17 protein-coding genes are annotated in these 17,785 nt (G+C 64.9%); 4 read left to right on the top strand and 13 right to left on the bottom strand.

Features of this window, described 5'->3' with window-relative positions; all coding sequences use genetic code 11:
- Positions 1–50 precede the first annotated feature (50 nt).
- Positions 51–191, top strand: coding sequence for a hypothetical protein (locus A37U_RS51525; RefSeq protein ID WP_020497504.1), 141 nt, complete (start codon positions 51–53; stop codon positions 189–191).
- 25 nt (positions 192–216) lie between these two features.
- The gene (locus A37U_RS51520; protein ID WP_157182841.1) at positions 217–615 is read left to right on the top strand and encodes a hypothetical protein; all 399 of its coding nucleotides are present in this window, start codon (positions 217–219) and stop codon (positions 613–615) included.
- Between the two features lie 428 nt (positions 616–1,043).
- On the opposite strand, the gene A37U_RS0115210 is transcribed toward A37U_RS51520, so the two are convergent.
- Positions 1,044–1,619 (bottom strand): TetR family transcriptional regulator, encoded by a 576-nt coding sequence (locus A37U_RS0115210; protein WP_026197244.1) that lies wholly within the window; start codon positions 1,617–1,619, stop codon positions 1,044–1,046.
- Positions 1,620–1,791: 172 nt separating this feature from the next.
- Between A37U_RS0115210 and A37U_RS0115205 the strand changes: the two genes are divergently transcribed.
- On the top strand, positions 1,792–2,808 hold the full coding sequence (locus tag A37U_RS0115205) for an alcohol dehydrogenase catalytic domain-containing protein (RefSeq protein WP_020497501.1): 1,017 nt from the start codon (positions 1,792–1,794) through the stop codon (positions 2,806–2,808).
- 765 nt (positions 2,809–3,573) lie between these two features.
- Here A37U_RS0115205 and A37U_RS48365 read toward each other — a convergent pair.
- From A37U_RS48365 to A37U_RS0115185, 4 genes are read right to left on the bottom strand one after another with little or no spacing between them, the layout of a single operon-like run.
- On the bottom strand, positions 3,574–4,347 hold the full coding sequence (locus A37U_RS48365) for a nuclear transport factor 2 family protein (protein ID WP_020497500.1): 774 nt from the start codon (positions 4,345–4,347) through the stop codon (positions 3,574–3,576).
- 13 nt (positions 4,348–4,360) lie between these two features.
- Entirely contained in the window at positions 4,361–6,094 is a 1,734-nt protein-coding gene (locus tag A37U_RS43870) for a bifunctional 3-(3-hydroxy-phenyl)propionate/3-hydroxycinnamic acid hydroxylase (protein ID WP_020497499.1), read from the bottom strand.
- 41 nt (positions 6,095–6,135) lie between these two features.
- Positions 6,136–7,047 carry a fumarylacetoacetate hydrolase family protein gene (locus tag A37U_RS0115190; RefSeq protein ID WP_020497498.1) on the bottom strand — a complete coding sequence of 304 codons (912 nt, stop codon included), beginning with the start codon at positions 7,045–7,047 and terminating at the stop codon, positions 6,136–6,138.
- Positions 7,048–7,051: 4 nt separating this feature from the next.
- Complete coding sequence (locus A37U_RS0115185; RefSeq protein WP_020497497.1) at positions 7,052–7,993, bottom strand: VOC family protein; 942 nt, start codon at positions 7,991–7,993, stop codon at positions 7,052–7,054.
- A 140-nt stretch (positions 7,994–8,133) separates the two neighbouring features.
- Here A37U_RS0115185 and A37U_RS0115180 point away from each other — a divergent pair, with 140 nt between their 5' ends.
- The gene (locus A37U_RS0115180) at positions 8,134–8,832 is read left to right on the top strand and encodes a GntR family transcriptional regulator (protein ID WP_040587820.1); all 699 of its coding nucleotides are present in this window, start codon (positions 8,134–8,136) and stop codon (positions 8,830–8,832) included.
- A gap of 439 nt (positions 8,833–9,271) precedes the next feature.
- On the opposite strand, the gene A37U_RS43865 is transcribed toward A37U_RS0115180, so the two are convergent.
- Genes A37U_RS43865 through A37U_RS0115140 form a run of 8 tightly spaced genes read right to left on the bottom strand, consistent with a single transcriptional unit; the run spans position 9,272 to position 17,778 of the window.
- Entirely contained in the window at positions 9,272–10,501 is a 1,230-nt protein-coding gene (locus tag A37U_RS43865; protein ID WP_063712794.1) for an NAD(P)/FAD-dependent oxidoreductase, read from the bottom strand.
- Positions 10,491–10,688: a ferredoxin gene (locus tag A37U_RS0115165; RefSeq protein WP_020497494.1), complete on the bottom strand. Its 198-nt coding sequence runs from the start codon at positions 10,686–10,688 to the stop codon at positions 10,491–10,493. The genes A37U_RS43865 and A37U_RS0115165 overlap by 11 nt, the downstream gene beginning before the upstream one ends.
- Positions 10,685–11,869 carry a cytochrome P450 gene (locus tag A37U_RS43860; RefSeq protein WP_020497493.1) on the bottom strand — a complete coding sequence of 395 codons (1,185 nt, stop codon included), beginning with the start codon at positions 11,867–11,869 and terminating at the stop codon, positions 10,685–10,687. Before A37U_RS43860 ends, A37U_RS0115165 begins: the two co-directional genes overlap by 4 nt.
- A 36-nt stretch (positions 11,870–11,905) precedes the next feature.
- Positions 11,906–12,610, bottom strand: a complete 705-nt coding sequence (locus tag A37U_RS0115155) for a class II aldolase/adducin family protein (protein WP_020497492.1) — start codon at positions 12,608–12,610, stop codon at positions 11,906–11,908.
- 20 nt (positions 12,611–12,630) lie between these two features.
- On the bottom strand, positions 12,631–13,392 hold the full coding sequence (locus A37U_RS0115150) for an SDR family NAD(P)-dependent oxidoreductase (RefSeq protein WP_020497491.1): 762 nt from the start codon (positions 13,390–13,392) through the stop codon (positions 12,631–12,633).
- Positions 13,389–13,670, bottom strand: coding sequence for a hypothetical protein (locus A37U_RS52930; RefSeq protein ID WP_205622944.1), 282 nt, complete (start codon positions 13,668–13,670; stop codon positions 13,389–13,391). The genes A37U_RS0115150 and A37U_RS52930 overlap by 4 nt, the downstream gene beginning before the upstream one ends.
- Positions 13,667–15,667 carry a hydantoinase B/oxoprolinase family protein gene (locus tag A37U_RS43855; RefSeq protein ID WP_205622943.1) on the bottom strand — a complete coding sequence of 667 codons (2,001 nt, stop codon included), beginning with the start codon at positions 15,665–15,667 and terminating at the stop codon, positions 13,667–13,669. The genes A37U_RS52930 and A37U_RS43855 overlap by 4 nt, the downstream gene beginning before the upstream one ends.
- A complete protein-coding gene (locus tag A37U_RS0115140; RefSeq protein ID WP_020497490.1) occupies positions 15,667–17,778 on the bottom strand; it encodes a hydantoinase/oxoprolinase family protein in 2,112 nt (703 codons plus the stop codon). Before A37U_RS0115140 ends, A37U_RS43855 begins: the two co-directional genes overlap by 1 nt.
- Between the last annotated feature and the right edge of the window lie 7 nt (positions 17,779–17,785).

The following is a 17,785-nucleotide window of genomic DNA, read 5'->3' as shown; positions in this document are numbered from 1 at the left end:
ACAGCCACGGAATTCCCGGCGACTGCGTCCTGCAGCCGACCGCGGCCCGCATGCTCGAAGCACGCGTACAGGGCAACCACCGCGCGATCGAGCAGGAAACCGCCTACCAGGAGAAGGCGATCAGCAAAGGTGAGCTCGACCCGCGCCGCGCCCCTACGGTGGACTACCCGGGACAGTCCACCACCACCTGAGGTCTGCCCGTGCACCGTCATCACCGTGGCGATCAGTGAAGACTCGTCACCGAGGCCGGAGGACCGCCATGCCTGCCAGTCCTCACCAGAGCTTGTCAGGACACTGGCGGCAGCCGCTGAGAGGAATGATGACGACTCGTGGATGCCCCTCGGCGGTGAGATGAAAGGGCGCACCTTCCTGGGGATGATCCGCGGCCTGTGTGGTTCTGATCAGGACCGGTGTGGTGAGCGCGGGCAGTGCGGAAGAAGTTCGGCGCCGCTCCTCCCGACGGCGCCGAAAGCCGGGGGAGAGACCTCGGCCAACCCGGCAGCCGAGCAGTACACGATGTGCGCTTTCGGCACCCAGTTCACCGCGGTACGTTCGCCGCCGGTCGGATCATCATCGATCCGGTCACCGCGCGATCGCGGCTCCTCGGCGGAATGACCGTGGCCTTTCATGGTGCTGTATGAAAACGACCTTCTCGATTCGCGGACTGGGCACGTGGCGGACGGGGAACGTGATCAACCGGCTTCAGCTATGTGATCGGGATGGGGCAGCGCTAGTCTTCGCGGCGCGGTTTGCTGGGCTCCGCTAGCTCCCGGCCGGCACTGTGGGACCTCATCGAGTTTGCTCGATCCTGTCTCCGGTGTGCTCGTGGCACCCTCATCGCCGGTGGCTCCCTGGCGATCGAACAGGTTCTGGGGTTGTCCCCGGTGTCCGCCGGATTGCTGCCCGGACCGGCCGATGTGCTCGCGTCGTGTATTCGTTCCCCGGCCGAAGCCTGTTCCGGCTCGGAGATTATGCAGCATGGCGCGGCGTGCCGGTTTCCTTGTGGTTGAGCCATGTCAGATGCTGTTGGCGCGGTTGAGGAATCATTGTCGCGCGACAAAAGCTTCTACGGCGGCGATGATCACGGTACGGTGGGTGCGCAGCCGTTTGGGTGACCATGGTTTTTCTGGGGCGAGGGCGCGTAACGCGGGGGAGGCGTTCGCCCAGGCGGTGGTCAGACCGAGAACGAGCGCGAGGATGTCGGTGGGGTCGGCGCTCTCGAGGGAACCGAGGGCAGGCCGGGCTGCCTGGATCGCCGCTACTTTCGGACGGTAGGCGGCGATTTCGTCCTCGGTGGGCTCAGGCCGTTCCAGCTGGGCCCATCCGGTCAGTCGCACAACTTCCGGGTACGTGATCAGGTAGTCGAACACCTCGCCCGCATATCCGGGCAAATCCTCGGCGGTGAACGGAACTGCCTCGGCCAGATCGGCGAGGCTCCGGGCGACGATAAGGTCGAAGAGCTCGGCCTTGTTGCCGAAGTGAACGTAGATGAGGCGCTTGTTGGCCTGCGCGGCGTCGGCCATCCGATCGACGCGGGCACCCGCCAGCCCGTACCGGGCGAACTCATGGTAAGCGGCCTCGAGTATGCGGCGCTTGGTGGCGGTGGCGTCCGGCGGCATGGCGACCATTCTAATAGCCGACGTAACTATCCGGATGGTGACAGGGAGCAAATCTGTTCACAGCGCGCACCCCGCAAGGTAGGTAACTATCTAGTTATTGATATCTCGCCATGCTTTGCCTATGCTGGTATCTAGCCAGTTAGTTACCTGAATGAATAGCAGGGAGTACGTGATGCAGGCAGTCGTGATGGCCGGGGCCGGTCAGCCGTGGCAGGTCCGCGAGGTGCCGACACCGGTGGTGGAACCGGGGCAGGTGCTGGTCAGAGTGCACGCGTCCGGGATGTGTTATACGGATGTGTGGGCGACCCAGGGCTACGGCGGAGACATCTACCCGCAGACACCTGGACACGAGGTGGTCGGTGAGGTCGTCGAGGTGGGCGCCGGTGTGCGCACCCGCGAGGTCGGCGACCGGGTCGGCACGACCTGGGTGCAGGCGGCCTGTGGGCGTTGTGGCTACTGTCGGGAGAACCGCCCGCTGACCGGGCAGACCGCGATGAACTGTGCCGCGGCGCGCACGACCGGGTTCGCCGCGCAAGGTGGGCACGCGGAGTACATCGCGATTGCCGCGGAAGGCACGGTGCTGCTGCCCGAGGTCCTGGACTATGTGGATGCCGCGCCGATGATGTGCGCCGGATACACCACCTGGAGCGGCTTCCGGGACGCGGCACCGCAGCCACACGAGCGGATCGCGGTACTCGGCATCGGAGGTCTGGGGCACGTGGCGCTGCAGTTGTCCAAGGCATGCGGTTTCGAGACCGTCGCGATCACGCATTCGCCCGACAAGCAGGACGCTGCGCGTGACCTGGGTGCCGATCACGTGGTCGGCAGCGGAGTGGAACTGCGCGAACTCGGTGGGGCGGATGTGCTGATGCTGACCACCAACAACTTCGAGGCCACTCAGGAAGCCATGACCGGCCTGCGTGTCGACGGCCGTGTGGTCCTCAGTGGGCTGGATTTCACCCGGCCGTTCAGCATCTCTTCCGAAGGGGTGCCGTTCCACATGATGCGGCAACGGGTCATCGGTTCCACTCACGGCGGCCAGCAGTACCTCGGCGAGGTGCTCGAGCTCGCCGCGAAGAACAAGGTGAAACCCGTCGTCGAGCGATTCTCCCTCGACCAGGCCACCGAAGCCTACGATCGGCTCGTCTCCGGCCACATGCGGTACCGCGGCGTGTTCACCCCCGCATAGCGCCATTGTCCACGTGGAGTCTCGGTGCCCTTTGGCGATACTGTGCCAAGCGGGCCCGTTGTTCCGGACCATCGAGTATTTTCGGCGGATTGCCTTGACGTGTTCCGTTGTCCCCTCTGGTGACTGGAGGGGCCGCGGTCGTCGAGGGATGTACTCGGGCTTAGAGCTCATTGCACGATGACGCCACCTGCTGCGCGGGGCCGGATCGGTGCCTCGCTGCGTTGTCGTCGACCACCATAGCTGCCGCTATGGCTTAACCCTCCGCCTTGCTGATCCCGGGTGCGGGTGCCCCGCAAGGACACATCCGATCTGATCCCCGCTCACGACCGAAGCCATCGTGCAACGAACTCTTATTTCCTCGGGTTGCGATTCCGCGTTCGGATTTCTTCCTGCTGATCCGGGTACATTCGGTCCTTGCTCGAGATGACCGATGAAGGCGTAATGAAGGGAAATGGGCACACATCGGGTGGTTGTCGAGCTGGTGCCGATGTTTGCGGGCGCTCCGAGTTTGCGCAGGGCTCTCGGCTGCGCGAAGTCCGGCCATGTCGAGGCAGCGGTATTCCGATGTCGCGACCAGCGTTTTCCGAGGAGTCGTGCGATTTTCCCCTTTCCGGGATGTCGTGCAGGACGGATTGGCTCGGCCTGGTGCCTGCTTCCGGAGAGCACGGCCGCCGATATCCTGAGCAACGTTTGAAACCTGTGGACCGGTCCTGGAGGGGATGTCCGCCGCTCCCTGTGGAATCGGCCCGGCATGGTGACGGCCGGTCAGCCGAGCGGGACGATGTCTCTGCGGGTGAACTGGAGGCCGTCGGGCGTCCGTCGGATCGTGTCGCGATATTCTCCGACGAACGCGGTGGCCGGTTCCCCCGTCTCGGAGGTGACGTACAGGGTCAGATACGCGGTCCCGGTGATCGTGCCGTCGGGGCGGGCGCCGTAGCGCAGGTTCGTCACCTGGTGGTGGGTCTGTCTGCCGGTGGGGCGGGCGTCGGCCCATTCCTGGATCCCGGCTGGTCCGTGCCGGTCGGGGCCGAGTCCGGTGACGACCGCGTCGTCGCTGAGGAGCTCTGCTACACCACCGGCATCTCCGTGATCGATCCGGTGGGCCCACTCGTTCACCAATCCCGCAACGGTGGCCGTGTCGGCGGCACTGAGCGGTATGCTGTCCGGGAAGTCGCCGCCCTGGTGGTCGGTGAGATAGAGATAGTCGGCCCTGGGCGGCGCGTAGACATCGATGTTGAGCGCGACCTCGTCACCGACGGCCACTCCGGTATGGGGGGCGCTGGCCGGGATGACCAGGACCTGCCCGGCCTCGACCAGGTATTTCCGGTCCGCGACGGTGAACTCCATGGCGCCGCTGACGATCATGCTTACTTGGTCGAAATCGTGGCTGTGCGGCGGTTGTGGGGGCATCGCCGGGTCCATCCAATTGTAGGTGACCAGGCTGTGGTCCCCGCGTACCGCGGCACGCTGCCAGGTGCCGTCAAGCCGCGATTCGCGGGGAAGCTGGTCGTAGGCGATGTGTTGTGGTGTGCGTGGCAATGGCGTTCCTTCCTCAGCGGCGGTGCGCGGCGGCGTCGGACCGGCGACGAGCGTCCGAGCCGACGAACGGTGGGATCAGGGACACATTGTCGGAGTCGACGCCGTACACCATGTGGTCGGGCCGCACGATCGCCACCTTCGCGTTGCCGTATTTCTTGAACCATTCGTAGAGGCGCCCGACCGGATCACCGATCTCGCCGGGCCCGACAATGAGGGTTCCGGTCCGGATCCGCATGAACTCCGCTCCCAGGCGCTCCCACGCTTCGATGGCCTCGGCTGGCAGGTGCTCGCGCGGGTCGCAGTCGAGGCCGAGGACGCGGAAGCCGAATCCGAGCGCGTCATCGGAGAGCATCCGCCCGGTCGGCGTGCCGACATCGATGTTCGGGAAAGGAGTCCCGGTCGGAGTGTTGCGGCCACGAGCCGAGGAGACGAACCCGGCGCTGATGGCTGGAGCCGGCTTGGCCTTCATCGACATCGTGTAGGCCTTGATTCCGGGAATCCGGCGCATCAGCCGTAGCGCCCAGTTGCGGATCGTGGCGAGCGCTTTGTTCTCCACCAGGACGATCGAACCGAGCAGTTGGGAGTACTTCGTCATCTCGGCGACGTGTTTCTGCCGCTCAGCCTGGTAGGTGTCGAGGAATTCGGGGCGAACCACACCGTCGAGTACCATCTTGATCTTCCACACGATGTTGGCGGAATCCCGGATCCCGGCCGACATTCCTTGCCCGGCGAATGGCGGCATGATGTGGGCGGCGTCGCCCAGTAGCATCACCCGTCCGATTCTCCATTCGGCGGCATTGCGCACATGGAACGTGTAGTCCCAGGTGCGCTCGATCCGGACGTGGGACTCGTCGATCCCGGCGTCGGGCTCGTCGCTGGCCTTGGCGGAAAATTCTTTGAGCATGGGCCACAGTACGTCGTGTTTCTGCATGTGGCCGATGTCCTCGGACTGCGCGCACCGCCACTCGTAGCGGTGCATCCCACCGGGGCACGGGCAGTCGACTCCGGGACGGACCGGGTCGCAGATGAACTTGAAGTGCGGTGTTCCCGGCACCCGGCGGAGTAGTTCGCCCTGCACGTCGAACCACTTGTCCGGGTATGAGGTGCCGCCCATGGCGAAGCCAAGGGCTTTGCGGATCGGACTGGAACCGCCGTCGCAGCCTAGGACGTAGCGGCCGCGCACCGCGAATGACTCGCTGGTACCGGGTTTTCGGATCTCGACGGTCGCGTTCTCGGTGTGGTTGGTGACGTCGAATGCCTCCCATCCGCTGAGCATGGTGATCGTCTCCGCCCGCCTAGCCACCCCCGCACGCAATTCCTGCTCCAGCCAGGGCTGGTGGAAGAAGTTCTGTTGGTAGTAACCGTTGTCGGAGATCTCCGGGGCGAGCCGGAGGATCTCCTTGCCCTTCGCTGTCACGAAGGTCATGGTCAGGCCCTCGTGCATCGTCGCCCGGATCTTGTCGACGAGACCGATGCTCTGGAATATCCGGAGAACCTCGTCGTCACAGGCGATCGCGCGCTGTCGTGGGAAGATATCGGTTTCCCGCTCGACAATGAGAGTCTCCAGGCCGAGCTGCGCGGCGAAGTTCGCCGCCGTAACACCTGCGGGCCCGTAACCGACGATGACGAGGTCGTAGATCTTCGACTCGTCGGGCTTGTCTGAACTCGGCACATCGACCGTTATCGATTCGGCGGTGCGGTGCGCGGCCAAACCGTCATCGGAGGGCCGTTCCTGCAGAGTTGCCATCGCTTTTGCTCCTTCGTCATTGAGGGAGGGGACCCAGGGGCTCAGGCCGACCGGCCGGCCAGCACGTCGCCCTCGATGTATGCGGCGTCGTCGAGCTCGTCGACGACGGTGTTACTGATGCTGCCCAGACCCTCGATCTCGATCCGGACGGTGTCCCCGGCGCGCAGATAGCGGGGCGGGGACATCGCGTGGCCGACCCCTGCCGGTGTCCCGGTGGCGATGATGTCACCGGGTTCGAGGGTGCACGCAGTGCTGATGTGGGCGATGATCGCATCGACGTCGGTCAGCAGGTCCCGGGTCGAGCCGTCCTGGCGGAGTTCCCCGCAGACCCAAGTCCGTACCCGAAGGTCGTGTGGGTCGGGAACGTCGTCGGTGGTGGTGATCCAGGGGCCGAGCGGGCCGTGGGTGTCCCAGCTCTTGCCCAGCGTCATGGTAGGAGTCGCGAGTTGCCAGTCGCGGACGCTGACATCGTTCACGACGAGATAGCCGCCGACGACCTCACGGGCGCGCCGGGCCGGCACGTGCCTGCACCGGCGACCGATAACGACCCCGAGTTCACCCTCGTAATCGATCTGCGAGGAGGCCCGCGGCCGTACGATCGGGGAGAACGGACCGGTAACGCACGTTCCCTGCTTGGTGAACACGACCGGTACCTCGGGCCGCCGCATCCCCGATTCCTTGGTGTGGTCGGCGTAGTTCAGGCCGACCGCGAGCAACTTGCCGGGGCGGCGAATCGGTGACTGCAACTCGACGTCCCCCAGATCGAAGTCCCCACCTGCCCGGGCTACCTCGTCGGCCTTCGGCAGCCGGCCTTTCGCCGCCCGCTCTAGCAGATCGATGAGCAGGTCGTCTGGGGAGGAACCGGGCCGTGGAAGCAATTCCGTGACAGTGTCCGCGGCGACCGAACCGACCTTGGTCGGCCCATCGCCCACGGTGAATCGTGCGATACGCATGCGATCAACTCCCCAATTCGAATCCGGGTGGCGGAGGCTGGAAGTTCCAGACAGAGATGAACTTCTCGAACCTGTCGGCGGAATAGATCTCGACTGGACGTTCGAACGGGTTCTCGTCCATGTTGGAGTTGATCTCGACCCTATTGTTCGACGGATCCTTGACGTACAGGAAGTTGTTGGCGCCGAGACCGCCGTGTTTGCCGATACCCCACTCGCATCGGTCGACACCGCGAGAGCAGATCCGGTCGGCAATCTCCCCCATGTGGTTGAGATCCTCAGCGAGGAAGGCAACGTGGTGCAACCTCGTCGACGGATCGTCGGTCGCCATGATCGCGACGTCGTGGTGCTGCGCAGTGATGTGTGTCCAGGCAGCGCCCCATCCGTCGGGCCCCTCGACCGCGTCGGAGGTCGCGAAGCCGAACGTTGTACCGAGCCAGTCCGCATAACCTTTCACGTCCGGAGCGAGCAGGTTCATGTGGTCGGTGTCGATCGGCGCGACCCCCTGATCCCGGGCCGTGTTGCGCACTCCCGTCGGGCGCTCGTCACTGGCGACGATCTGGAACGCGACTCCGGTGGGAGTCTCCACCCGGATCGCGTCGTCGATGGCGGGAAGATCCACCGACACTCGCTTCACTTCGGTGCCGCGCGCCCGCAAGGTGGCTGCGAGATTCTCCAGGGACTGTGTCCCGTCTATGCCGAAGGAATACGACTCAAGACCGCGTCCGGTGCCCTGCGTATCGAGCCGGAGCGCGAGGTCGACATGATGGTCCCCGCCGCAGGTGAGCAGCGCGAGATCCTGGTTCTTGTCGACAACCTGAAGGTCGAGCGCCCGGGTGTACCACTCCAGCGCAATATCCAGATCGTGCACCCGGATCGTCGCGAATTCCAGGCGATTCAGGGGAGCGCGCCAGCTTGCCGCCCCTTCATTCGCCTCCGATGCCGCCATGGTGATACCTCCGTTCCCAGCCGCCGCCCCTGGCGGCAAGTCGCTGCGATGTGAGTCATAGGTCTACCCAGTCAAGATTTGATCTGTCAAGTAACTTTCGAAAGTTGTGCCACTTTTTAAATCGGGCTACCATGCTTGCCATGGTGAAGAATGGTGACGGATCCACGCGGACGAATTTCGTTTACGCCGCAATCCGTGCCGACATCCTGGGAGGGCGGCTGGTGCCAGGCGAGCGGCTTAAGTTCCCCGTGCTCAGCCAGCGATACGAGACGAGCGTGGGTGCGGCACGGGAGGCGTTGATCCGACTCCTCGGTGAGGGGCTGGTGAAGAACCAGGATCATCACGGCTACACGGTGACCCCGTTGTCGCATCGTGAGCTCGTCGATCTCACCGACGCGCGAGTCGAGATCGAATCTCTGGTGCTTCGGATGTCGGTCGAGTCGGGTGGCGTGGAGTGGGAGTCCCGGCTACTTGCCGCTCATCACGTGCTTGAGCGGGCACCGTTCTTCGCCGATGGGGACATCGATCATCCGGGTGACCAGTGGTCGGCGGCACATGCGGCGTTTCACCTCGCCCTCATCGACGCGTGCCCGAACCAGCATCTGCTCGACGTGGCGTGCGCCTTGCGCGAAGAGGCGGAGCTCTACCGGCAGTGGTCGGTGTCGTTCGGACAAGAGCCGGATCGCAATCTCCCGGCGGAACACGCGGCATTGCGTGACGCCGCTCTGGCGAAGGAGCCGGAGCTCGCCGGACGCCTGATCCGCGAACACATCGCGCACACCGCGAACCTGCTCATCTCCTGCGCGGTGGACGACCCCCCTGCGTCGAATTCGGCCTGAGAACCCCGGCGCCGGAGGCGCACGTGCTGACCGTGTATCCCTGCGCAGCACACGTGATCAGGCACTGAATCGATGACCCGACCGGTGGTTCGGCTGCGGGCACCGCCAGGTCATCGGAGCACGATACGCGGTGTCGACCCGAAGGCGGCGCTTGCCGGAGGGGCAGGCCGGTCTCGCCGACGCTGGGCGGCGCCGAAACCGCTTGCACGCCGCGATCAGGGGCCGACTGCGATCCCGGACGCACTCATCGACGGCGTCCTGGTCTGGAGGCCGAAGCCGGCGGAGACCTGGTCCAGCATCACACCGGATTCACGGTTACCCGTGACCTGGCCGCCGTTCTCGCGGAACCATCGGCGGTACGGTCCGGGTGCGGCAGCATCCGTGCGATCCGCGCATCGGCGGGCGGCCTCGGAGTCAGGGATCCCTTCGACAGCTTCGTTCAGCCGATTGATGCACAGGTCGCGAGCGCTGATTCGAGTGTGATCGAGTCGCGCAGTAGTCGCCGGCGGATCGCGAGCATGGTGGCTGGGGAGTCGATAGTCGTGATGCCGAGGACGTCGTTCCCGTGATGGTGTACGACCGCTGTCGCGGTGCCGCTGTTTGGAACGGTCGTGTTCGCGGTGCCCGGCACTCCGGCGATCTGGATGGTGTGCTGGTATTGATCGGACCAGACATAGGGGAGTATGGCGCACTCGGCGCGTGCTTCGCCGGCGATACGGCGGCCTACGAATGCGGCCTGTTCGCCCGCGCTTGTCCAATGCTCGAGGTGCATTCGGCTGCCGTAGCGCGGGTTCTGCCATTCCGCGCAATCACCGACGGCGAATATTCCGGGAACGGATGTCTCCAGGCCGGCGCCGCAGTACACGTGCCCGTCGCGTGTCAAGGTGAGTGACGAGCTCTCGAGCCACGCAGTGTGCGGTACTGCGCCGACCGCCACCAGGATGTAGTCGCAGTCGATCGAGGTCCCATCCGAAAGGGAGAGGCGGGCACGGCCATCGGCTGTGCCCGCGGCGGTTGTTACTGCGGTACCGAGGTGAAGCGTCACTCCGTTACCGTGGTGGATGCGCGCCAAGACCGCCGCGGCCTCGGCGGGTACGCCACGGGCGAGCAGACGTGGTTCGGCTTCGATGAGGTGGACTACCGTGCCGCGTGAACGAGCCGTGGATGCGGCTTCAAGGCCCAGGAAACCGCCGCCGACGACGACAAGGACCCGATTGGGGCCGATCGAGTCGCGGATGGCGGCGGCCGAGGCGGCGGTCCGGATGTTCCCGGCGGGAAGGCAGGGATCGGCTAGGGCGGGGAGTGTACGTGCGGTGCTACCGCTGGCGATCACGAGTTTGTCGAATTCGACGACGCTGTCCTCGAAGGTGACCGTACGCTGCTCGGCGTCGAGTGCCAGTGCCCGCGCGCCGGGCCGATGTTCCACCGCCGCGTCCGCGAGGGCCGCTGAGGTGGTCAACGACCGTACCGGGGTGTCGGGATGAAGAAACTGTTTGGACAAAGGTGGTTTGTCGTAAGGCAGCCCCACCTCCGCGTCGGCTACGATGACTCGATCCCGGTATCCTGCGGTGCGCAGCGCGTGGGCGCAGCGCACTCCGGCCACGGAACCTCCCACGACGAGAGTTCCGGTGTGTACCCGGGCTGGTGGTGTCGAACCGCTAAGAGTCATCGGCCTGGATGGCGTTGGCCGGGCAGTCGGCGACGGCTTCGCGGACAGCGGATTCGTCCGCTTCGCTGAACTCCGTTTTGCGCAGGTAAGCGATATCGGTCGCCGGGTCCAGATCGAATACTTCGGGCGCGGCGAAAAGGCAGTTTCCGTGACCGCTGCACAGTTGGGTGTCGATGGTGACCTTCACTGGAATGCTCCTTCGTCGAACACAAGGGGTAGAGAACGCGGGCCGTGGTGAATACCGCCGACCAATGCCCCGAAATCCGGTGTTCCCGCAGGAACGAGTGCCGGTAGTTCCGCGAGTCGGGTCAGGAGAAGCTTGAGCTCGGTGCGTGCGAGGACCGCACCTGGACACTGGTGGATGCCGAATCCGAAAGCCAGATGTCCACGCAGACCGCGGTCGAGGTCGATGGTGGTCGCATCGGGGAATTGCGTTTCGTCGCGGTTGGCCGAGGCGAGCGCGAGTAATACCCTGGATCCTGCCGGAATCGTCTGACCACCGATTTCCACGTCACGTGTCGTCTCGCGGGCGAACAGTTGTGCCGGACTGCCGACGCGGAGCGCCTCTTCGACCAGTACCGGAACACGGTCAGGATCGTGGCGGACCGTCGTCTGCAGCGACTGGTTCCGCGCCAAGAGATGTGCCAGCCACCCCGCGGCATTGGTGGTCGTCTCATGCCCGGCGATCGCGAAGGTCAGCAGGACACGTTCGAGCTCGTCGTCGGTGACCGGACGGCCATCGACCCGGGCGGCGAGCAGCTCGGTGAGGTAGTCGTCGGGCAGGTGGCTTCGGTGGCGGGCGATTTCCGCGCGGATCACCGCACACAATTGACTCCGGGCTTCGTCGAGGGAGCGCTCGGTGATCTGATGCCACGAGTCCTCGGTCAGCTCCCGAAGTTGGGAGATGGTGTCCGGCTGAAAGCCCACCACCTCCTCAAGAACCGCCAACGGCATGGGCAAGGCGACCTGACGTACGAAGTCGCCGCCGCCGTTTTCGTGGTAGCCGTCCACAAGACCGTTGATCAGATCGGTCAGGAATGGAGTCATGGCACGTACCGACCGCGAGGTGATCCGTGCGGTGAAGAGTTTGCGATAGTCGGTGTGCAGCGGCGGGTCGAACTCGATCGGGATCGATCGTCCCGTACCGATGGCGGGGATACGGATGCCGCCCGCGGAGGAGAACGTGGCCGGATCCCGAAGGGCTGCGCGAACATCGGCGTAGCGGCTGAGTACCCAGAATCCCCCGTGCTCCGCGGAATAGGTGACTCCGCGGGCGCGCAGACCGGCGTAGTCGGCGAAGATCTCCTCGCTGGACAGCGGAGCGTGGTGATCGAAAGGGCATGCCGGGAATGTCGGCGTCGTGGTCATCGCGGGTGCTCTCCCTTTGGTCTACGGGTGTGCTGGTTATTGCTCCAGTCGGCGCACGAGGTAATCCCAGACCTGATAGACGGCATCAGCATGAAAGATGTGCCGACGTTTGGATTCGGACTCGGCGGGTTCGGACCAAGACGGCCACGAGTCGAATCCTTGTGTGATCCATTGCTGCTGAGCGGCCCGTTCCAGGATGATCGCGGCGACCGTGGCCACTTGCAGGGTCGGGCCCACGGTGACGATACCGTGGTTGACCAGGAACACTGCGGACGCGGCGCCGAGGGTAGCCGCGAGACTCCCGCCCAGTTCAGGGGTGAGGATCAGGTCGGCGGTATCGGTGAAGCGCGGAATCTCCGGTGGGACGAAGTAGTTGGCGGCGTGGCTGACCGGCCGCAGTGGTTGCCCGGCAGCCGCCAGTGCTACGGCGTACGGGGAGTGGGTATGGACGACACCACCGACGTCGGGGCGGGCGGCGATGATTTCGGTGTGGATGGGGTATTCGCTGTGCCGGGGGCCGGCTCCCTCGAGCACATCGCCAACGGGGTCGACCAGTTGCACCTGGTCGGGCGTGACCTCTTCGAGCCCCCAGCCACTGGCTTTCATCCATACTCCGCGCCCGTCAGGATCACGGGTCGATGCGTGCCCCCAAATGAGATCACCCTGGTCGGAGCTTCCGAGAATGCGTGACGAGAGTGAGACAAGCTGCCGGATTTCTTCGGTCTCGGACGAGTTGGTCATAGCGCGTTCCTTCGAGAGGTTCAGCGGTGGACGAGGCCTGCGTTGACGCTGATGGTCTGCCCGGTCAGGTAGGCAGCGTCATCGCTGAGCAGGAATGCGGCCGTGCCCAGCATGTCGTCAGGGCAGGCAGTCCGGGGAAGTGCCTGTGCCGAGAGCATGGTCTCGCGTTGTTCGGCTGTGACGGTTTCGCGCGGTACTTCGGTGTAGACCGGTCCGGGAGAAAGAGTATTCACCCGTATCCCGAACTGGCCGAGCTCACGGGCCATGGAATAGGTCATGCCGTGCACGCCGCCTTTGCTGGCTATGTAATGCAAGTAGCCGGGCCGGCCGAGCAGGACCGCGTCGGAACCAATATTGACGATGCTGGCGGTGCCGGCCTTGGTCAGCAGCGGCAGCAGTGCCGAAACCGTCAGCCACGGTCCGCGCAGGTTGACTGCTTGTACTTCATCCCATTCTTTGTCGGTGATCTCCCAGAACGGTTTCATGGTGATGGTAGAGAACACCGCCGCATTGTTGATCAGTCCGTCGATGTGGCCATATGCCTCGGTCAGTGTCGCGGCGAGCTGTTCGCAGGACGCACGGTCGGTGACATCGAGCGGGTGCGCGTACGCCTTTCCGGGCCCATCGAGGGTGGCCGCGCAGGCTTCCAGTTTTTCCCGGTTGCGGTCGGTCAGCACGACGTTGCAGCCCTCATCGACGAGGCGGCGGGCGTAGGCGGCGCCGATGCCCTGGGCCGCGCCGGTGACCACAATCGTCTTCTCTTCGAGTGCGCGGACGCTCATCGCAGGCTCCATTCCCGGTACGAGGGTTCTTCGGCGGGGACGATCTCGGTGCGCAGCAAGGTGAAACAGCCTGGGCAGGATACTTGGCGCAGCATGATCCCGCGGTCCACGAAGAGCGCGGGATCGGCGTGTATGCCGGGCCCGGCATCGACCGAGGGCCGCGCATGACGCAGGGCCTTGTTCATAGGAGAGCTGCGCGAATCGCCGATGGTCGTCTCGCAGTGGCGGCAGACCACGGCCCCATTTTCGTCGGTGCACAAGTTGAAGTCGATGATCATCGGCGCGCTCCGCTATCGATCGGGGACTGCTCGGGCTCGAGCCCGACACGGCGGCGACTCAGCTGACGGCGGAGGGTCTCGGTCGCCTCCGGATCGGCACGGCCCTCGTCGGCGAGTACGACACCGTATACCGCGTGTGCGGCATGCGCGGAAACTTTACCTTCGCCCACGTCTTTGGCGACTCTCTCCGGTTCGCGATGTAACGGATCACCGATGCCCCCACCACCTTGCCAATGGGTGAAGTACACGTCGCCAGGGGTCAGATCGGTCTCCAGATGTGGGGGCACTACCTGGGTTCGGCCCCCGAGTTGTTCCAACGACCGCGGGATCTTGCCTGCGGCGAACTGTTCGCGGACCCCGGCGTCACGGACGAGGACGTCCCATTGTGTCGCGGCGGGATAGGCACCGGACAGACCGGCCGCCTGCGGGACGGCTTTTCCGTTGGCCGAGACAACGAGGTGTACCTCGCCGACCGGGGAATCGTGCGGTATGAAACAACTCGATGCGCCGACACCGCCGCGCCACCGGCCGGGCCCACCCGAGTCGACTTCCTCCCGCCGCCACAAGTACAACATGGGAAAGTTGAATTCGTTGATCTCGACATCGGCGGTCCGGCCCATGGGGATGCAATGGGCGCCACCGGTATCGACGCCGTCGTTGTCGACTCTGGCACCCAAGCCTCCCGCGGTGGGGTCGCATATCATGGTGGCGAACCCGCTGCCACGCTGATCTACGCCCGAAAGCAGTGTGAGGTCCCAGGTTCCACAGCACACACTCATGGCGGAGCGGCCGAACTCGGGATGGGTGATCAGCATTTCGGCGACCGTTTCCGACACGGCGTTCTGTGTTGCCCACGCGGAGTTCACCGAGGCCTTGCCGATTCCCGCGGGAAAGGTGCAGTTGTTGATCGTGCCGGGTTCGCTGATGATGTCCATACACCGGAAGACCCCACCCGGCGACCAGGACATCTCCGGACAGAGCATCGTGAGCATGACCGGCAGAATGCCGCCGCGCAGTCCCGCGTACGTGCAGTTGATGATTCCCTCGACCTGGAGGTCGGTACCGGTGAAATCGAAGGTAAGCCGCTCGCCGTCCTTGGTCATCGCGACGACGATCTTGTGGATCTCGCGGTCACCGGAACGGCCGCCGTCCTGGTGTGCCACCGATGACCAGGTGCCATCGGGAAGTTCCCGCAACTTCGCTTTCAGCCGTGCCTCGGCGTCGTTCATCATCTTCTTCATCACGGCTTTGACCGTGTCCGGTCCGTAAGTGTCGATCAACGCCGTCAGCCGGTCATGCGCGACGTTGTTGGCTCCGATCTTGGCGCGCAGGTCGAGACCGACAAGTCTCGGAACGCGCGAGCGGCGCAGGTACATGTCCTCGGTGTCCGCACGCAGCTGGCCTTCTTCGACGATCTTGACAGGGGGGATCGGCAGGGACTCCCAGAACACGTCGCGGCCGTCGACCGACCAGCTTCCGGGGGAGACGCCCCCGAGGTCGACCTGGTGGGCGACCGCGGCTGTCCAGCAGAACAGCTGGCCGTCATGGAACAGTGGCGCAAGGACGGTGACGTCGTTCTGGTGCAGTCCACCACCGACCCACGGATCGTTGAGCAAGAACTGGTCGCCCTCGCGGATGCCGGGATTGGCGCTGCGATTGGTGAGTGTCCAGCGCGCGGCCATATCGAGGGCCGAGCCCAGTTGCATGTTGTAGAGGCCGACCTGCACGGTTTCGCCCGCCTCGTCCATGATGCCGGTGCCGAAATCGTTGCAGTCGGTGACTACGACCGAACCGGACATACGTTTGACCGCGTCACCCATGTCGTCGGTGACGGCCACGAGTCGGTGCCTGATCACTTCGTAGGTCAGCGCGTCCAGCCCGGCCGTGATGTCCTCGCTGACACGGTGCAGGATGACGTCACCGAACGGGCCGGAGGTCTGGAGTGGCTGGCCGGACTCGGCGAAGCGCTCGGAACCGGCGACGGGGATGACGGGCATCAGTGCTCCTCAGTTTCGGTGCGGTAGCGGATGACGAGGTTGCCGAGCCGGTCGACCGTTCCCGCTGTTCCCGGAGGCAGGGCCACAGTGGTCGTGGGCGCCTCGACGACGGCGGGGCCCATGACACGGTGGCCCGCCTTCAGCGCACGATAGTCGTAGATCTGTGCCCGCTGTCTGCCGACACGGACATCGAGGAAGACCTCGCGCTCACTGCTGGGAATGGGATCCCCGGTACTACGGGCGTGATCGGGCAAGGTCGGCGTGATCGGCAATGTGCCGACCGCGCGGACCCGGTAAGTGATCAGCTGAAGTCCCGCATCGGGAAATCCGGTTCCCTTGCCGTACACGGCTTCGTAGCGGTCCTCGAAGTCGCGGCCGATGTGGCCGATGTGCTCCGCGGCGAGTTTGCCGCCGGGCACGGGTGTGGACACCTCGGCCATCTGCATCGTGTATCGAATGTCGGCCTCACGCTGATAAGTGACCGTGGAAAACCGGAGGCCCTGTTTGGTCAATCGTGCGTCGAGTTCGGCTTCCAGCTCGGCGTACACAGCATTGACCGCCGCCGGATCGACGGGCATCGGCGCGGGTTGTGACCGTTCCGCGGTCAGGATGATGTCGGAGGCGGCCAGGCCGTAAGCCGAGAATACGGCCGCGGTCGCGCCAAGCGGCACCACAACCTCGTTGACGCCGAGGTCGGCGGCGTAGTTGGCGCAGTGCATCGGGCCCGCGCCACCGTAGGCGTAGAGGGTGAACTCCCGAGGGTCCTGACCCGAGTTGACCACGACCTTGCGCACCAAATCGGCCGTCTGGGCGTTCTGAATCGCGTAGATCGCCGCAGCGGCGTCATCGACCGACATGCTCAGGGGAGTGGCGATCACTTTGTCGATCGCCTCACGGGCCAGCTGGGTTCGCAGCTTTTTGCGGCCACCGAAGAAGTTGTCGGGGTTGATGATCCCCAGTACGAGGTCGGCGTCGGTCACCGTCGGCTCCCAGCCCCCATCGCCGTAACAGGCGGGGCCTGGGCTGGCACCCGCACTGCGCGGTCCGACCTTCAGGTTGCCGGCAGTGTCGAGCCAAGCGATCGCGCCGCCACCGGCGCCGATGGTGTGCACGTCCACCGTCGGAGTGCTGATCGCGTACTGATTGAGCACGGTACTGGTGGTTGCCACCGGTTTCCCGTCGACGACCAATCCCACGAGGAACGTCGTTCCGCCCATGTCGGTGGAGATGACCTTGCCGGTCTCCAGTGCCTCGGCCATCCTGGTACAGCCGACCACCCCGCCGGTGAGCACCGATCCGATGGTGGTGATGGCGCGCCCGGGCGCATCCGCGGCGCTGACACAACCGCCGGATCCCTGCATCACCATCAGTCCGCCGGTGAAGCCCCGTTCGCGCAACCTTGCCTGCAACGGTTCCAGGTATGCCCCGAGGCGTGGCCCGACCTGAGTGTTCATCAGCGTGGTGACACTGCGCGAATATTCTCGAATGCGCGGAGACACTTCGCTGGACAGTGCCACGTACAAGCCGGGCGCCTCTTCATGGATCAACTCACGTACGCGCTGCTCGTGCGCGGGGCTGTGGAATGACCACAGCAGCGATACGGCGATGGCCTCGACATCGTCGGCGAGCAGTGCGCGTACCGACTCGCGTACACCGTCCTCGTCGAGGGGGACGATTACGGCCCCCTTGTGGTCGATCCGTTCGTCGATCTCGGCGATTCGCCCGCATGGCACCAATGCGGGCGGCTTGGAGGTCCTGGCCATGTGCTGGATCTCGTCGCTGCCGAGACCAGCGTAGCGGCCCTCCATGTTCATGATGGCGATCGAGTCCGCGTGCCCGCGGGTGGTCAGAAAACCGACACGCGCCACGTCGCCGGTCACCAGGGAATTGAGCGTGGAAGTGGTGCCGTGCACGATGTACTCGGTGTTGGCCAGCAGCTCGTTCGGATCGGTGCCGAGGTCACCGGCAAGTCCGTCGATCGCGTCGAGAAAACCGTCGGCGAAGTTCGGCGGCGTAGACGGTGTCTTCGCCGTCGCGAGGCGGTTGTGCTGGTCGGCGGCGAAGGCATCGGTGAAGGTGCCGCCGGTATCGATGCCGATCACGTACGGCATGGCAGAC

The organism is Sciscionella marina DSM 45152, assembly GCF_000379465.1.
GTDB lineage: Bacteria > Actinomycetota > Actinomycetes > Mycobacteriales > Pseudonocardiaceae > Sciscionella > Sciscionella marina.
Note: the sequence above shows the minus strand (reverse complement) of the source record. Positions and strands in the feature narration are given on the sequence as shown.

Bases quoted from the DNA above. Each gene is read 5' to 3' on its own strand.
- A37U_RS0115150 (WP_020497491.1), bottom strand. From the start codon at position 13,392: ATGAGCGTCCGCGCACTCGAAGAGAAGACGATTGTGGTCACCGGCGCG.
- A37U_RS0115190 (WP_020497498.1), bottom strand. From the start codon at position 7,047: ATGCGTATCGCACGATTCACCGTGGGCGATGGGCCGACCAAGGTCGGT.
- A37U_RS0115210 (WP_026197244.1), bottom strand. From the start codon at position 1,619: ATGCCGCCGGACGCCACCGCCACCAAGCGCCGCATACTCGAGGCCGCT.
- A37U_RS0115140 (WP_020497490.1), bottom strand. From the start codon at position 17,778: ATGCCGTACGTGATCGGCATCGATACCGGCGGCACCTTCACCGATGCC.
- A37U_RS43870 (WP_020497499.1), bottom strand. From the start codon at position 6,094: ATGGCAACTCTGCAGGAACGGCCCTCCGATGACGGTTTGGCCGCGCAC.
- A37U_RS0115185 (WP_020497497.1), bottom strand. From the start codon at position 7,993: ATGGCGGCATCGGAGGCGAATGAAGGGGCGGCAAGCTGGCGCGCTCCC.
- A37U_RS43865 (WP_063712794.1), bottom strand. From the start codon at position 10,501: ATGACTCTTAGCGGTTCGACACCACCAGCCCGGGTACACACCGGAACT.
- A37U_RS43860 (WP_020497493.1), bottom strand. From the start codon at position 11,869: ATGACCACGACGCCGACATTCCCGGCATGCCCTTTCGATCACCACGCT.
- A37U_RS0115180 (WP_040587820.1), top strand. From the start codon at position 8,134: ATGGTGAAGAATGGTGACGGATCCACGCGGACGAATTTCGTTTACGCC.
- A37U_RS0115205 (WP_020497501.1), top strand. From the start codon at position 1,792: ATGCAGGCAGTCGTGATGGCCGGGGCCGGTCAGCCGTGGCAGGTCCGC.
- A37U_RS52930 (WP_205622944.1), bottom strand. From the start codon at position 13,670: ATGATCATCGACTTCAACTTGTGCACCGACGAAAATGGGGCCGTGGTC.
- A37U_RS43855 (WP_205622943.1), bottom strand. From the start codon at position 15,667: ATGCCCGTCATCCCCGTCGCCGGTTCCGAGCGCTTCGCCGAGTCCGGC.
- A37U_RS51525 (WP_020497504.1), top strand. From the start codon at position 51: ATGCTCGAAGCACGCGTACAGGGCAACCACCGCGCGATCGAGCAGGAA.
- A37U_RS0115155 (WP_020497492.1), bottom strand. From the start codon at position 12,610: ATGACCAACTCGTCCGAGACCGAAGAAATCCGGCAGCTTGTCTCACTC.